Consider the following 15816-nt stretch of genomic DNA (forward strand, 5'->3'; position numbering starts at 1 on the left):
GGTTATTAATTATCCTGCCCCTGTATGGCAGTTATTATTACGGTATTAAAAATATCATCTACCGTGCAGCCTCGGCTCAGGTCGTTTACAGGTTTATTAAGCCCCTGTAGCATTGGGCCAATAGCAAGCGCACCGGTTTCGCGCTGTACCGCTTTATAGGTATTGTTGCCCGTATTAAGATCTGGGAAGATAAGCACACTGGCCTGCCCCGCCACTAAAGATCCCGGCAGTTTGCTGCTGCCCACGGTAGGGTCTACCGCGGCATCGTACTGTATGGGGCCTTCAATTTTAAGGTCGGGTCTTTTTTGCTTAACAATCTCGGTAGCAAGGCGTACTTTTTCTACATCTACGCCTTCGCCCGATGTACCTGATGAATACGACAGCATGGCCACCCTTGGCTCGATGCCAAAACGCTGGGCACTTTCTGCCGACGAGATAGCAATTTCGGCCAGTTGCTCTGCCGTTGGGTTGGGGTTAACGGCGCAATCTCCAAATACCGAAACCCTGTCTGGCAGGCACATAAAGAATATAGACGACACTACCGATATGCCCGGTTTGGTTTTAATAAACTGAAGCGCCGGCCTTATGGTATGCTGGGTAGTATGTACCGCCCCCGATACCATTCCGTCGGCGTGGCCTTTGTAGACCATCATGGTTCCGAAATACGAAACATCGGTCATTAAATCCCTTGCCATTTCCAGGGTTACATTCTTGCTTTTACGCAGTTCGAACAACGTATCTACATAGTCGTTATAATACCTGTCATCGGCCGGGTTTACAATGCGTACGGCATTAAGGTCGAGGTTAATATCAAGGCGGTTAATAATAGCCGTAATTTCTTTAACATCGCCAAGAATGGTAAGGTTTACAATATCCTGGGCAATAAGGCGTGCCGCAGCTTTAAGTATCCTCTCATCTGTACCCTCCGGCAACACAATGTGTTTTTTAGAGCTTTTAGCCCACTCGGTTAACTGGTATTGGAACATTCTTGGAGTAATGCCTGATGGTATAGAGGTTATAATACGCTTATCCAGTTCGGCGGTATCAATACAGCGGTTAAACGTATCTATAGCTACCTCAATTTTTCTTTTATTGTTCGATGTTATTTTAGAGCGTATGGCACCCACCTCGTTACTGGTCTGGAACGTACCCGCCTCTACTGCAATAATAGGCACTACCGTATCAAGACCGTTAATAAGCCTTGTAATAGGCTCTTCGGGCTTGTATCCGGCTGTTAAAATTATTCCCGCTACCTTGGGGTAGTTGGTAGATAAATTGGCCTGTAGCGCGCTGATTATAATATCGCCACGGTCGCCGGGGGTAATTATAACCACATTCTCTCTAATATAATTTAAAAAGTTGGGCACCTGCATGGCTCCCGTAACAAAATTGTCGGCCTGGTTGCTAAGGTGCTCTTCGCCAAACAGTAGCTGGCCTCCCAGTTTTTGATAAATTTCCATCATGGTAGGGCTTTGCAGGCTTAGGTCTTCCGGAATAATTGCCAGCAGCATCCCCTCAGGAAGCTGGCGTTTAAGCAAATCCTGAATGTCTTTAGCATGCTCTGCCTTGATTTTATTGGCTACCAGTGCCAGCACCTGTATTTCGCGGGCTTCGAAATTATGAAACGCCGTAAGCGCGCCATTAACCACCTGCGCGGTAGATTTACCCTCGCCCGAAACTACTATAATGGCCGGCGCCTGCAGGTTCTTGGCTATTTGTACGTTTATCTCAAACTCAAAAGCAGCACCTTCGCCTTTGTAATCGCTGCCTTCTACAACGGTAAAATCGTAGTTGTTCTCGTAATTTTTAAACTTCCTTATAATGGTGTCAATCATTTCGCCCTGGCTTTCGGTCTCCATTTGCTGCATGGCCTGCTGCCATGTAAACGAGTAGGTATCCTGAAAGGTCATAGGCAGCTCGAAGTAATTTAAGATAGCGTGTATGTGATTATCTTCTTCCGATAGCTGGTTATGACTGATTATGGGTTTGTAGTAGCCTATTTTTTGTGCCTTGCCTAAAAGCATGTTTACAAGGCCAATAGATATAATAGATTTGCCACTGTGGGGCTCTGTACTTGCAATAAAAACGGTTTTTATCATCAGGTATATTTTAAGCGATATTGATGTACCAAAATTACCGATAATTTATTTAAAAACGTTCTAAATAGCAGTTTTCGTTGTAATAAAAATGCGGTAAACAAAGTTAAAAATTGTGCGTATGGCCTGTAATCGCTAATATCCTTCAATAAACCATACAACTATTTATATTTTATTACTTTAGCAAAAGCAGAAGGCTATACTTTATGAAAAACATGTACTTTTTACTGGCTATTTTATTTGCCACTAACGCAATGCTGGCCCAAAAAATAACTATTAACCCTGATTTGGTTGTTGGAAACAGCGATTTTACAGTAACTTCTGATAAAACCGAGAGTAACAAAGCTAACCTGCATTTTGAAACTATACACAAAGACACTTTAACGTGCTTTATAGTAGTAAGAGGTTTTTGTATTTGGGGCTTACAGCTTGATTTTTATAAAAATTCAATTAAGCCAAAATATTATTTTTGGGATGACGATGGCGGCCATACAACAGTACTGGATTTTGACTGGTATGAGCTTAAACTTAACGCCAGCAGCTATAAAGCGGGAGATACGATGATAGGTAGATTTAAAGGTGTTGCTTCTGAACAAGCAAAAGACGGCAAGATCTATAAACATAAATTGAGCGGGAAATTTGTGTATACAGTAGATCCTGACAAGGCTAAAAGAGAGCTGAAAGAGCGACAGAATAACCCTGGTACAAAAATTTATAGAACCACCAATTTTTATTACGTTACCGATGCTGATAAGGGACTTAAAGCCGGCGCACCAACATACGAATTAACCGCTGCCGATGAAGAATATTATATATCTAAAGAGCCTTTATTAGGTTTAAATTTGTTTGATAAGGTTGCTGCCGTATCTGATAAAACAAATCCTGCCATCACTAATTTTATTTTCAGTATAGACAACAAATATACTGATTTATTTAAAGACCTGTCCAGAAATCCAAGAACTGTAGCTTTTGTTGTAGATAATGTACTTTGGCAGGTACAAAAAAGCATAACTATTGTAAAAGGCACATTTACATTACCCATTGCAATAAAAGGCAAAGAGAATATTAATGCTTTGGTGCAAAAAATAAATAGCGCTATACAAAAAAATAAGAAGCCACGTAAATCAATATCTGCAGGTTAATTTTGCTACGCCAACCGCAATATCCTCTCCCCCCACCCCTCTCCGAAGGAGGGGGAGCCGCAAACGGATACAGTGTGGCATACTATGTAATCAAAAGATCTGAGTGTAGCTCCTCCCTCTCCTTCGGAAAGGGGCCGGGGAGAGGACAAAACAGGCTTGTGTAAAGCTGAAAATGGTACAGTTTAGTAAATAAATAGTAAGTTTGTGGCTTAAAATCATTACTAAATGACCAAACTTTACTTATTGATTGTTTTTGTAGTTACAGGCGTAGCATGCAGCAATGCCTACGCACAACCCAATACGGGCGAGTTTATAAATGCTTCGGTTGGATTTGGCCTAAGCGCTCCTTACGATGAATCTGAACTTACAGGCTCCGGGTTTTATGCGCAGGCAGAATATGTATGGGCACCGTACAGCTGGTTTGGCGTGAGGCCGTATGCCGGGGTTATCATAGCATCGGGTTCGTTAGATGAAGATGGGTGGAAATCGCACATTGAATCGAACGCATTTTTGCTTGGCGCGAAAGTCAGGCTTGTGGCGCCTATCCCCTACGTTGCACCGTTTATAGAGTCGGGTGTTGGCCTCTCGGCAGGTACTTTTGAAACCTTTACCCCTTATACCGACCTTAAAAAAGATGGGGTACTTTTGCACATTCCCGTTACATTAGGCCTGGCTTTGGGCCGTCGACATAATATTGAGGTTAAATTTACGTATTACTACCACGAAGCGGTAGATCAGTTTGCCGGTGCAGCAGCGGTAGGATTCTCTTTTCCTATAAATGAGGATTAATAAAAGATAGATTAGTAAAGCATACTATAAATGAACAACCTTCTCGAAACCCCCATAGAATACCTTAAAGGTGTGGGTCCGGCGCGCGGTGAGCTGCTCCGGAAAGAGCTGGGCATTTTTAAATATGCCGATTTGCTGAACCTTTTCCCTAACCGATATATAGACCGTACCCGCTATTACCGCATTAACGAGCTGATGAACAGCGGCGCCGAAGTGCAGGTTGTGGGCAAAGTAATAAATATTAAGACAGTTGGCGAAAAACGCACCCGCCTGGTGGCCACTTTTACCGATGGCACCGGCGAGATGGAACTGGTATGGTTTCAGGGCCAGAAATGGATACGGGAGAATTTAAAACTCAACGCACCCTACGTTATTTTTGGCAAGTGCACGGCCTTTAACGGGCTGTTTAATATGGCGCACCCCGAAATGGAGCCCCTTGCCGAGCACGAGGCCAGCCTACGCAGTGCCATGCAGCCCATTTACCCCAGTACAGAGAAGCTTACGCAGCGTGGCATTACCAACAAGGTTGTTAATAAAATGATGCAGCAGCTGTTTACCGAAACGCAGGCCTTGTTTACCGATAGCCTTCCGGCAGCTATTATACACGAGTTGCAGCTGATACCCAAAAACGCGGCGTTGTTTAATATTCACTTTCCTAAAAGCCAGGAGTTGCTGGCTAAGGCGCAGTTCAGGCTAAAGTTTGAGGAGCTGTTTTTTATTCAGCTACAGCTTATAACCAAAAATTTAGTGCGCAAGCACAAGATTAAAGGCCACCCGTTTGGCAATGTGGGCGAATATTTCACCAACTTTTACAACAACCATCTGCCGTTTGACCTTACCGGTGCGCAAAAGCGCGTACTGAAAGAAATTAGAAACGATATGGGCCAGGCCGCCCAAATGAACCGCCTGCTACAGGGCGATGTAGGCTCGGGTAAAACCATTGTGGCGCTTATGAGCATGCTACTGGCGTTAGATAATGGTTTCCAGGCCTGCCTTATGGCCCCTACCGAAATTTTAGCCAACCAGCATTTTATCGGCTTAAGCGAACTGGCCGCCCCACTGGGCATCAACATAAAAATACTTACAGGCTCTACCAAAACATCCGAACGCCGCATTATTCATGAGGCGTTGGAAGATGGCAGCCTTCATATAATCATAGGCACCCATGCCCTCTTGGAAGATAAGGTACAATTTAAAAACCTTGGCCTGGCAATTATCGACGAGCAGCACCGCTTTGGCGTAGAGCAGCGCAGCAAGCTGTGGCAAAAAAACGAAATTCCGCCGCACGTACTGGTAATGACGGCTACCCCAATTCCGCGTACGCTGGCCATGAGCCTGTATGGCGATCTGGATGTATCGGTAATCGACGAACTTCCGCCCGGGCGTAAACCCATCCAGACAGTCCATAGGTTCGACAGCAACCGCCTAAAAGTGTGGAAATTCCTTAAAGATGAGATTGCAAAAGGCAGGCAAATTTATATTGTGTATCCATTGATTCAGGAAAGCGAAAAAATGGACTATAAAGACCTGATGGACGGCTACGAGAGTATTTCGCGCGATTTTCCGTTGCCGCAATACAGCGTAAGCATCGTTCACGGGCAAATGAAACCGGCGGATAAAGACAGCGAAATGGCCCGCTTCTCCGCAGGTAAAACCAACCTTATGGTAGCCACCACAGTTATAGAGGTGGGTGTTAACGTGCCCAATGCCAGCGTTATGGTTATTGAGAGTGCCGAACGCTTTGGCCTTTCGCAACTGCACCAGCTTAGAGGTCGGGTGGGCCGTGGCGCCGACCAGTCGTACTGTATTTTAATGACGGGTCAGAAACTTAGCAACGACAGCAAACTGCGTATGGAAACCATGGTGCGCACCAACGATGGCTTTGAGATTGCCGAAGTTGACCTTAAACTGCGCGGCCCCGGCGATATTATGGGCAAACAGCAAAGTGGCGTGCTTAACCTGCAAATAGCCGATTTGGTTAAAGACCGCGACATACTTATGCTGGCCCGCGAACATGCCATTAAACTGCTTAAAGATGATGCCCCTATGGCACGCCCTGAACATGCCGCACTTAGGCATGCCTATATAGAAATGACCCGCAAGAAAAACATCTGGAACCATATTTCTTAGTCGGCCACATCATTGCTTCTTACCGAAACATATTAACAACTCATTAACCTGTGGGATGCTTATTAGTGCGTAACTTTATGTAAAATTAAATTTACAAATTATGAGTACTTTTCAAGGTAAAACCGTTATAGTTACAGGTGGCGCTATGGGCTTAGGCCTGGCAGCCAGCAAGGTGTTGGCACAAAAAGGCGCTAACCTGGCCCTTGTTGATTATAACGAAGATGCACTTAATAAGGCTAAAGCCGAGATTGCCGGCCTGGCTCCAAATTCTAAAATTATTACGGTTGTTGCCGATGTTTCTAACGAAGAAGCGGTAAAAAACTATGTAGATACCACTGTGGCCGAATTTGGCACTATAGATGGTTTTTATAACAATGCCGGTATAGAGGGCAAGCAGGCCCCGCTTGTAGATTACGACCTGGAAGTGTTTAAAAAAGTTATCGATATTAACCTTATGGGTGTGTATTACGGCCTTAAGCATGTAATACCGGTAATGCAAAAAAAAGGCGGCGGCAAGATTGTTAACGTAGCATCGGTTGGTGGTATAAGGGGCGTTATTAACCAGATGCCGTATGTTGCCAGTAAGCACGCAGTATCGGGCATGACAAAAAATGCGGCTATAGAGTATGGTAAAGACGGTATTTATACCAACGCCATTGCTCCTGGTGCTATACTTACGCCAATGGTTGCCGAGGCCTTTAAACAGGTTAACCCGGCCGACCCAAAAGCTGCCGAAGCCGAATATGCCCAAAGAAACCCTACCAGAAAACTGGGCGACCCTAAAGATGTGGGTAATTTAGTAGCCTTTTTATTGAGCGACGAGTGCCAGTACGTAAACGGGCAAACCATTGCTATAGATGGTGGCGAATCTAACCTTTATGGTAATTCGTAACTCTCAAAAAATATAGTATAAACAAAAGGCCATCCGTTTACCCGAATGGCCTTTTGCATTGTAATTCATTTAATAAAATTGCCTGCCCAAACAGCAATACCATCACTTATCTCATATATAAGGGCAAACAACTATGGGTTGCTATGCGGCTTCGAGCGTAATGAGCCTGTAGGCAGGATCGTTTTCCAGAACCATACCGCTGGCTGCCGTGCTTATGCAGGCCGATAATTCTTTGTTAAGCGCTTTACCGGTTTTGGCCGGCTTTCGGTTAAACCGCATACTCACCAAAATATAGGTAGTAAACTGTTTAATTTTTCGCGCATGTTTTCTAAGATCTTCAGATACCCCAGTGTCCTGTCGGCGGCAAATAATCTTTGCACTACCTTGGCTTACAGTGGCTGCGGCGTTTTCCCAAAAGTCTCGGGGTACTGCCTGTCCTTCGGTCAGTTTTAGGTTGCTTTCCCCGGGCAATTCTAAAACAATAAAGTAGTGGTGTTTCATAGTGTGTGATTATGATATTTAAGCTGAAATTAACTCAAAGTGTAATATTAATCTATTTTTTTAATAAAACATTAACAAGTAATTAATTATTATTTACAAAATAGTTAACTCATATTTAAATATTAAATATTAGGCCGTAAATATGTGATATTTGTCACACACTCAACATCACTTACTTCCCGTTTTAGAGGGCTATTACGTATCATATGGTATAAAATTTTACCATAAAGCTATTTTGTGGATATTGATTGCGTTATATAAATAATTCAACCGTGCTGCATGGTAGCTTTCGCGAATAGAACCCCTGCCTTGTGCCCTTCCATCTTTAGATGGTTGCCTTCTCGGACTTTGTGATTATAGTAAATGTTAAGCTTCGTGCCTTTGTGGTAAAATTTTTAGAGACCCACGTCCATTCAAAAAATAATCTGTAATTTAAGGGTATGAAAATAGCAACTTATAACGTAAACGGTGTAAACGGCAGGCTGCCGGTACTGCTGCGCTACCTGGATGAGGAGAAACCCGATGTTGTTTGCCTGCAGGAGCTAAAGGCTCCGCAGGAAAAATTCCCTATCGAGGCTATAAACGCTGCGGGGTACAACGCCATTTGGCACGGCCAGAAGCAGTGGAACGGCGTTGCCATACTATCGCGCCACGAAATACAGGAGGTGGGCCGCGGCCTGCCCGGCGACCCGGACGATGTGCAGAGCCGCTACATAGAGGCTATGGTTAACAACATACTTATTTGCTGCCTGTACCTGCCCAATGGCAACCCCGCGCCGGGGCCAAAGCTGGACTATAAGCTGCAATGGTTTAAGCGCCTGCAAGCCCGTGCGGCGCAGTTGCTGGCCTTTAACATACCCGTGGTTATGCTGGGCGACTATAATGTGATGCCCACCGAACTCGACGTGTATAAGCCCGAACGCTGGGTAGACGATGCCCTTTTTAGGCCCGAAGTGCGTGAGGCTTTCCACACCCTTGTTGCCCAGGGGTGGACGGATGCCATCCGTAAGCTCTACCCTACCGAAACTATTTACACTTTTTGGGATTATTTTAGAAATGCCTATGCCCGAAATGCCGGCCTGCGCATCGACCATTTTTTACTTTCGCCCCAACTGGCACCCCGCCTTACTACCGCCGGTGTAAACACCAACGTTCGAGGGTGGGAAAAATCCAGCGATCATGCCCCGGTGTGGATTGAGGTTGGGGAGGGGTAATCAAGGTTAAAACATATTGTCATGCTGAGCCTGTCGAAGCGGGCAATATATTCTAACTTTTCAACTGAGTAATAAAATAAATGTCGCGCTTCGACAGGCTCAGCATGACATTTATTTTATTATTCTTGTATACTTATCTTTTCAATAACTAAACACGCTTGCCCCACGCTTAAAAATTTAGTAGTGCTGCCCAACACCCAATAATTCTTCTGCAAAGTTACGCCCGTTATTTGCCGGTAGTACTGAAGCCGGTTTTGCAGTACTGGGTAGCAAAAAAATTTGTAAAGGGCAGGTTGCGGGTTTAATATTGGCGGCATCAAAAAACAAAATTAGAGCTTGTGAATGCATTTTTGTGCAAAAGTAGCGTAACTCGAAGTCCGAAAGTGAAATATCAAAATCGACTAATCCTGATAATCAGTAGTTTATAAAAATAGCGATTTTTAGTAAAATAGCACATTAAAGCGAATATTCTGTAAGATTTTACTTTAATAAATAGCAATTTTTAGTCAGCGATAATTTTTGTAAATTCGCAATTCTTTAACATATCAAAAATGCTGTCGTATAATCCTAAAGAGTGGTTTTCGTTTATATTCAGGTTTCATAAAGGCGACACGTTTCGCAAGCTAATACCTGTAATGGTGGGCATTGGGGCGTATTCGGCTGCTATTGGCTACCTCGAAATTGAGTACTGGCAGCTATCGCAAACCTCTCACGTTAAGAACATTACGGTAATGCATACCATGCTGGGGTTTGTAATTTCGTTGCTCCTTGTGTTTAGGACTAACACCGCTTACGACCGCTGGTGGGAGGGCCGCCGCATGTGGGGCGCACTGGTTAATAACTCCCGAAACCTGGCCATTAAACTGGCCGTTATGCTTAAAGATAAAGAAGATAAAGACCTGTTTAAGAGGCTGATACCTGCCTATGCATCGATTCTTAACCTGCACCTTAAAAACGCCGACATTAGCCACGAGCTGTTTGATGATGCCACGCTATCGGCAGGCCATTACAACCACAAGCCTAACCAGGTGGCCAAGGCCATGATGGCTAAGGTAAACGAGCTTTACACGCAGGGTAAACTTACTGGCGACCAGCTGATTATACTCAACGCCGAGGTGCTTAGCTTTACTGATATTTGCGGTGCCTGCGAGCGTATTAAGAACACGCCCATACCCTATTCTTACAGTGCCTTTATTAAAAAGTTCATTTTTTTCTACGTCATGACGCTGCCCTTTGGGTATGTTTTCCAGTTGGGTTATTACGTGGTTCCGGTAGTGGTTTTTATATTCTATGTACTTGCAAGCCTAGAACTTATAGCCGAGGAAATTGAAGATCCGTTCGGTACCGATGCTAACGATTTGCCGTTAGATAAGATATCTGAGAACATTAAAAGAAACGTAGAAGAGCTGCTGTATTAGTCAACAATTAATACCAAATTAACACGGTCGAGGCCCAAAATTCATAATTTTACAATAAAACATACAATTATGACCGATAAAAAGCCATCTGAAGGCACCACCAGCGCCGATGATAACGTTAATAACAACATACACATAGACAAGAACGGAAACGTTACCCGCGAAGACGACCGCGACCGCCACGACTCCTCCACCGAGTGGAATGCGGAGGAAAGCCGCACAGGTCGAAATAAATAACTGACAACCAACAAGATAACACACAGGTAACATTGCATTTCATCGCAAAAAACTGCATTTTAGGCTAAATTTTAAGTTTATATTATGATTTACAAGGCGCAAAACATAACCATCTAAAGGGTGTAATTGCTTATATTTGTAATACCAACCATTTTTTCAATCTAAAACAATTGGTCATGAGAGAGGATTTAACGATATTTTATGCAGATGACGATCAGGATGATTTAGAGTTCTTTAAAGAAATTGTGGGTGAAATTGGAGAACACTACAACGTGGTTACCCAAAGCAATGGAGAAGAGCTACTTAAGGCTATAAATAACCCACCGCCACACCCTTACGTGGTATTTTTAGACATCAACATGCCCGGCATTACCGGCTTAGAGGTACTAAAAAAATTACGCGCTGATAATCAGCACAAAGAGCTTCCGGTTGTTATGTTCTCTACATCTAAAGATGACGATATTATAGAAAAGAGCCGCCAGCTGGGTGCCAGTTATTACATGCCAAAATCGGGCATGTTCGATCAGTTAAGGCAATCTATAGCCCACGCACTTTCCATTAACTGGCGCAGTTTCAGCGCTAACGACAAAAATTTTGTATACAACACATAGTTAACCCTCAATGAACGACACTGTATCTGCCCCGGCATTTTTAGACAAATTACGCGCTGCTACAACGCAATCGCACACCAACTTAGAAGCCCTTCCCGTTTCTTTATCGATAATGAATCCTGCTGTTACTAACGCACAGTACGCCTTGTACTTAGGGCTTATGCACGACGTTGTTAAGGATGCAGAAGAGAATATTTTCCCGATAGCTAAAAGCGATATACGCAATTTAGACGTACACCCTAAGGCTCAGTTTATTGAAGCCGACCTTGCCACTTTGGGCACGGCTAAACAAAACGCTAATTTTTTACCGTTGTCTTCTAAAAACCAAAACATTACTCCTGCTTTTGCATTGGGTGTTATGTATGTTATAGAGGGGTCGTCTTTAGGTGGGCGTGTAATACTTAATAATATCAACAGTGCTTTAGGCCACGATGCCGAAAATGGTGCTACCTACTTTGCAGGCTACGGCGGGCAAACAGGCAGCCACTGGAAAGCTTTTTTAGGTGCGCTTATACAGTATGAAGCCGTCCATAACAATGAAAATGAGATAATTGCAGGCGCTAATTTTGCTTTTGATGCCATTAGCAGCCATTTTACCGAAAACGCACACGTGTAGTACTTGTATATGAAGATAAAGGATATTGTAAATCGCGATATTGTTAACCTTACCAACTGCGAACAGGAGCCAATACACATACCGGGCAGCATACAGCCTCACGGCTTTTTGCTTGGCTTACAACAGGATACGCTGGTAATAGATTACTGTAGTGCCAACTCGGCAGAGTATATTAATTTATTTCACTCTGAACTGCTGGGCAAAAGCTTCGAGTCGGTTTTTGGAGTCGATGCTACCCAAAAGCTTAAGGATTACGTTGCTAATGAGCTAATGCTTTCGTCTTCGTTGCTAAAACTAACATTGGCAGGTGTCGATTTTTTATGCACACTGCACAACAGCGGCGGCATTTATATACTTGAGGCTGAGCCCGAAAGCATGCAACACAAACAGGCCAGCGAGGTTTACGACCAGACTGCCCAGTTTTTAGCTTACATGCATGATACCCACACGCTTAAAGAGCTTTGCCAGCTTATTACCAAAGGTACCCGCGATATTACCGGATACGACCGTGTAATGGTGTACCGCTTTGATAAAGACTACAATGGCGAAGTTTTTGCCGAATGCTGCCGCGAAGACCTTGAGCCTTTTCTTGGCCTTCATTATCCTCATACCGATATTCCGCCACAGGCAAGGGAGCTGTATATGCGCAACCTACTAAGGCTTATTACCGATATAGATTATACCCCCGTGCCCATTTATACCATAGATAATGCCGAGGGTAAAAACCTGGATTTAAGCCTTGCCATACTGCGAAGCACATCGCCTATACATGTGCAATACCTTCATAATATGGGGGTTGGAGCTACGCTAACTATATCGCTTATTTACAAAAAGAAGCTGTGGGGTCTAATTGCATGCCATCATTACTCGCCTAAAAACCTGAGTCCCGAAGTCAGGCTTGCAGCACAGCTCCAAGGTCATTTTATAACGTCGCAAATAGATTTAAGGCAGGCTTCTGAAGAATACGAGCTGGCGCGCAAAACCACTCAGGCTTTAGAAAGCATGAATGGCTATGGCCTAAATCGTGAATCTGATCTTCAGATACTTGCAGATAGCCACGATATTTTACAGCTGTGTAATGCAGCAGGTGTTTCTATCAGTTTTAACGGACAGGTTTATAAATGCGGACTTACACCAAGCGATGAAGAAATTAACCAGTTAGGAAGCTGGCTGGCTACATTTAGCAACAACAGCTCATTCCATACCGATAAATTAATAGACTACTTTCCGGAAGCTAAAGATATGTGTTCCAACACATCGGGTATTATTTACCATTCTTTAGATGTTGAAAGTGGCAACTGCATTATATGGTACAGGCCCGAAACGCATACCGAGGTTAACTGGGCCGGAGACCCTACCAGGGCTATTATTAAAGACCAAAAAGGCCTTTCGCCAAGAAACTCCTTTAAGCTTTGGAAAGAACTACTGGAATGCATTAGCAAGCCGTGGCTGCAACCTGAACTAAATACGGCATCATCATACGCCTACAGCCTTCAGCGTCAAATAAACTTACTGATCATCAGTCAGGAAGAAGAAAGATACCGTAAGTTAAGCGAGTTGCTGCACCAAACCAATTCAGAGTTAGAAAATATAAACTGGATAAGTACGCACGATTTACAGGAGCCACTTCGTAAAATACAGCTTATAGCCTCAAGGATATTAGGTAAGGATGAAGAAATGTCTAACAACGTTTTGGACTCTATTAAGCGCATGAATGCTTCGGCTAACCGCATGCAAACCTTACTGGTAGATATTCTTAAATACACCCGCCTTAAGCACACTGATGATAGCTTTGAACAGGTAGACCTTAACAGACTATTTGAAGAGGTAAAGTTGGATATGGCCGAGACTATTGCCGAAAAATCCGCCATTGTGCTTGCCGATAACCTGCCTACAGTTCATGGCATTCCGTTTTTGTTGAAACAATTGTTTGCCAACCTTATTGGCAACTCTATTAAGTATACAGAGCCGGGTACCAACCCGCAGGTAAAAATTACGCCAGACCATATACTTACACCCTATAATGCCGATAGTACAGACCTTTACCAGGTTATTTATGTAGCCGATAACGGCATTGGTTTTGAGCAGCATTTTGCCGAAAGCATCTTTAATATCTTTACAAGACTGCACTCTGCACCAGAGCTTAAAGGCAGCGGTGTTGGTTTAGCATTGTGTAAAAAAATTATGCAAAACCATGATGGTTACATTAAGGCAACCAGCGAGTTAGGCACCGGTACGGTAATGTCGTTATACTTTCCTGTAAAGACTTAATAATCAGGTATTATAAAAATAAAGAAGCCCCAAAAATTTTTGGGGCTTCTTTATTTTGTAAACAATAATTTAAATTATTGCTTATCTTTCTGTGCCTTTTTTTCTTTAATAAGCTCTATAGCACCGCCGGTTACCCAGTACATTACAAATGGTACAAGGAACATCATTAACCAAAAACCTATTGATATAATAGTTAAGAAAGCTAAAAAGCCTAAGTATTGAGAAAATTCAAACATGGTTGCGTAGTTTTACTGAATTATGCCCCAAATGTAAGGCGAATATTTTATTTTACCAACCCCGGCTATCTAAAAATTGACACAAAATTAATTACGAAATCATTTTCTTTACCCTGCATTTATGCTTATTTTTGGCTGGCTTTATAAAGCCCTGCACACAGCCAGGCTTTTAAGGGGCTGTTAACCTAAATAAACATTACAACCATAAACATTTTTAAAATGGAGTACAGGATTGAAAAAGACACCATGGGCGAAGTTAAAGTGCCTGCAGAGAAATACTGGGGTGCACAAACCGAACGTTCGCGCAATAACTTTAAAATTGGCCCTGTAGGCTCTATGCCTAAAGAAATTATAGAGGGCTTTGCCTACCTTAAAAAAGCGGCTGCTTATGCCAACCACGACCTTGGTGTGCTTAGCGCAGAAAAGCGCGATGCTATTGCACAGGTGTGCGAAGAGATACTTGAGGGTGGGCTGGACGACCAGTTTCCGTTAGTTATCTGGCAAACAGGCTCTGGCACACAGAGCAACATGAATGTTAACGAGGTGGTAGCTAACCGTGCCCAGGTTTTAGCCGGTGGTAAAATTGGCGAAGGCGAACCGGTTCTTAAAGCTAACGACGATGTTAACAAATCGCAATCATCTAACGATACCTACCCTACCGGTATGCACATTGCTGCTTACAAAGCTGTGGTAGAGGTTACTATACCTGGTGTCGAAAAACTTAGAGATACGCTTAAGGCAAAATCTGAAGAGTTTATGAATGTGGTAAAAATTGGCCGTACCCACCTTATGGACGCTACCCCCCTAACCCTTGGGCAGGAACTGTCGGGCTATGTGGCACAGCTTACTTATGGCATTAAAGCGGTTAAAAACACATTAGCGCACCTTTCTGAACTTGCCCTTGGCGGAACAGCCGTTGGAACCGGACTTAACACTCCTGATGGTTACGACGTTAAAGTTGCCGAATACATTGCTAAATTTACAGGCCTCCCTTTTGTAACGGCTCCAAATAAATTTGAGGCTCTTGCCTCTCACGATGCTATTGTAGAAGCTCACGGTGCACTAAAGCAACTTGCGGTTTCTTTAAATAAAATTGCTAACGATGTGCGTATGCTGGCTTCAGGCCCGCGCTCTGGTATTGGCGAAATCATTATTCCGGAAAACGAGCCTGGATCGTCTATCATGCCCGGCAAAGTTAACCCAACACAATGCGAGGCACTTACAATGGTGTGCGCACAGGTAATGGGTAACGATGTTGCCATTAGCGTAGGCGGTATGCAGGGCCATTACGAGCTTAACGTGTTTAAACCGGTTATGGCGGCTAACTTTTTACAGTCGGCACGTTTACTGGGCGATGCATGTATGTCTTTTGATGAGCATTGCGCACAGGGCATAGAGCCTAACTACACGCGTATTAAAGAGTTGGTAGACAATTCTCTAATGCTTGTTACGGCACTTAATACCAAAATTGGTTATTACAAGGCTGCCGAAATTGCCCAGACGGCACACAAAAATGGCACTACCCTTAAAGACGAGGCAGTACGTTTAGGTTACGTAACCCCTGAAGATTTTGATGCATGGGTTAAACCCGAAGACATGGTAGGATCTTTAAAATAATCCTGACCAATATATATATTTAAAAGGCCATCTGTACAGATGGCCT

14 protein-coding genes are annotated in these 15816 nt (G+C 43.6%); 11 read left to right on the plus strand and 3 right to left on the minus strand.

What is annotated here, in order from left to right:
- Positions 1 to 5: 5 nt before the first annotated feature.
- Positions 6 to 2099, minus strand: a complete 2094-nt coding sequence (gene pta, locus G509_RS0100180; RefSeq protein WP_026989681.1) for a phosphate acetyltransferase — start codon at positions 2097 to 2099, stop codon at positions 6 to 8.
- Between the two features lie 203 nt (positions 2100 to 2302).
- Between pta and G509_RS0100185 the strand changes: the two genes are divergently transcribed.
- From G509_RS0100185 to G509_RS0100200, 4 genes are all read left to right on the plus strand, one after another.
- Positions 2303 to 3238 carry a hypothetical protein gene (locus G509_RS0100185; RefSeq protein ID WP_026989682.1) on the plus strand — a complete coding sequence of 312 codons (936 nt, stop codon included), beginning with the start codon at positions 2303 to 2305 and terminating at the stop codon, positions 3236 to 3238.
- Positions 3239 to 3463: 225 nt separating this feature from the next.
- Complete coding sequence (locus G509_RS0100190; RefSeq protein ID WP_026989683.1) at positions 3464 to 4027, plus strand: hypothetical protein; 564 nt, start codon at positions 3464 to 3466, stop codon at positions 4025 to 4027.
- 30 nt (positions 4028 to 4057) lie between these two features.
- Complete coding sequence (gene recG / locus G509_RS0100195) at positions 4058 to 6157, plus strand: ATP-dependent DNA helicase RecG (RefSeq protein ID WP_026989684.1); 2100 nt, start codon at positions 4058 to 4060, stop codon at positions 6155 to 6157.
- 100 nt (positions 6158 to 6257) lie between these two features.
- Positions 6258 to 7049, plus strand: a complete 792-nt coding sequence (locus G509_RS0100200; RefSeq protein WP_026989685.1) for a glucose 1-dehydrogenase — start codon at positions 6258 to 6260, stop codon at positions 7047 to 7049.
- A 141-nt stretch (positions 7050 to 7190) separates the two neighbouring features.
- On the opposite strand, the gene G509_RS0100205 is transcribed toward G509_RS0100200, so the two are convergent.
- Positions 7191 to 7550: a hypothetical protein gene (locus G509_RS0100205; RefSeq protein WP_026989686.1), complete on the minus strand. Its 360-nt coding sequence runs from the start codon at positions 7548 to 7550 to the stop codon at positions 7191 to 7193.
- Positions 7551 to 7990: 440 nt separating this feature from the next.
- Between G509_RS0100205 and xth the strand changes: the two genes are divergently transcribed.
- From xth to G509_RS0100240, 6 genes are all read left to right on the plus strand, one after another.
- Positions 7991 to 8764, plus strand: coding sequence for an exodeoxyribonuclease III (gene xth / locus G509_RS0100210; protein ID WP_026989687.1), 774 nt, complete (start codon positions 7991 to 7993; stop codon positions 8762 to 8764).
- 551 nt (positions 8765 to 9315) lie between these two features.
- A complete protein-coding gene (locus G509_RS0100220) occupies positions 9316 to 10182 on the plus strand; it encodes a bestrophin family protein (protein ID WP_026989688.1) in 867 nt (288 codons plus the stop codon).
- Positions 10183 to 10251: 69 nt separating this feature from the next.
- Complete coding sequence (locus tag G509_RS23220) at positions 10252 to 10419, plus strand: hypothetical protein (RefSeq protein WP_154657757.1); 168 nt, start codon at positions 10252 to 10254, stop codon at positions 10417 to 10419.
- Between the two features lie 176 nt (positions 10420 to 10595).
- Complete coding sequence (locus tag G509_RS0100230) at positions 10596 to 11030, plus strand: response regulator (protein WP_035738278.1); 435 nt, start codon at positions 10596 to 10598, stop codon at positions 11028 to 11030.
- A 10-nt stretch (positions 11031 to 11040) separates the two neighbouring features.
- A complete protein-coding gene (locus G509_RS0100235) occupies positions 11041 to 11646 on the plus strand; it encodes a biliverdin-producing heme oxygenase (protein ID WP_026989690.1) in 606 nt (201 codons plus the stop codon).
- Positions 11647 to 11655: 9 nt separating this feature from the next.
- A complete protein-coding gene (locus tag G509_RS0100240) occupies positions 11656 to 13917 on the plus strand; it encodes an ATP-binding protein (RefSeq protein ID WP_026989691.1) in 2262 nt (753 codons plus the stop codon).
- 74 nt (positions 13918 to 13991) lie between these two features.
- Here the strand turns inward: G509_RS0100240 and G509_RS23555 are convergent, their stop codons facing one another.
- Positions 13992 to 14153: a hypothetical protein gene (locus tag G509_RS23555; protein ID WP_026989692.1), complete on the minus strand. Its 162-nt coding sequence runs from the start codon at positions 14151 to 14153 to the stop codon at positions 13992 to 13994.
- Positions 14154 to 14372: 219 nt separating this feature from the next.
- Here G509_RS23555 and fumC point away from each other — a divergent pair, with 219 nt between their 5' ends.
- Complete coding sequence (gene fumC, locus G509_RS0100250; protein WP_026989693.1) at positions 14373 to 15770, plus strand: class II fumarate hydratase; 1398 nt, start codon at positions 14373 to 14375, stop codon at positions 15768 to 15770.
- The last annotated feature ends 46 nt before the right edge of the window (positions 15771 to 15816 follow it).

This window comes from Flavobacterium subsaxonicum WB 4.1-42 = DSM 21790 (genome assembly GCF_000422725.1).
GTDB classification, from domain to species: domain Bacteria; phylum Bacteroidota; class Bacteroidia; order Flavobacteriales; family Flavobacteriaceae; genus Flavobacterium; species Flavobacterium subsaxonicum.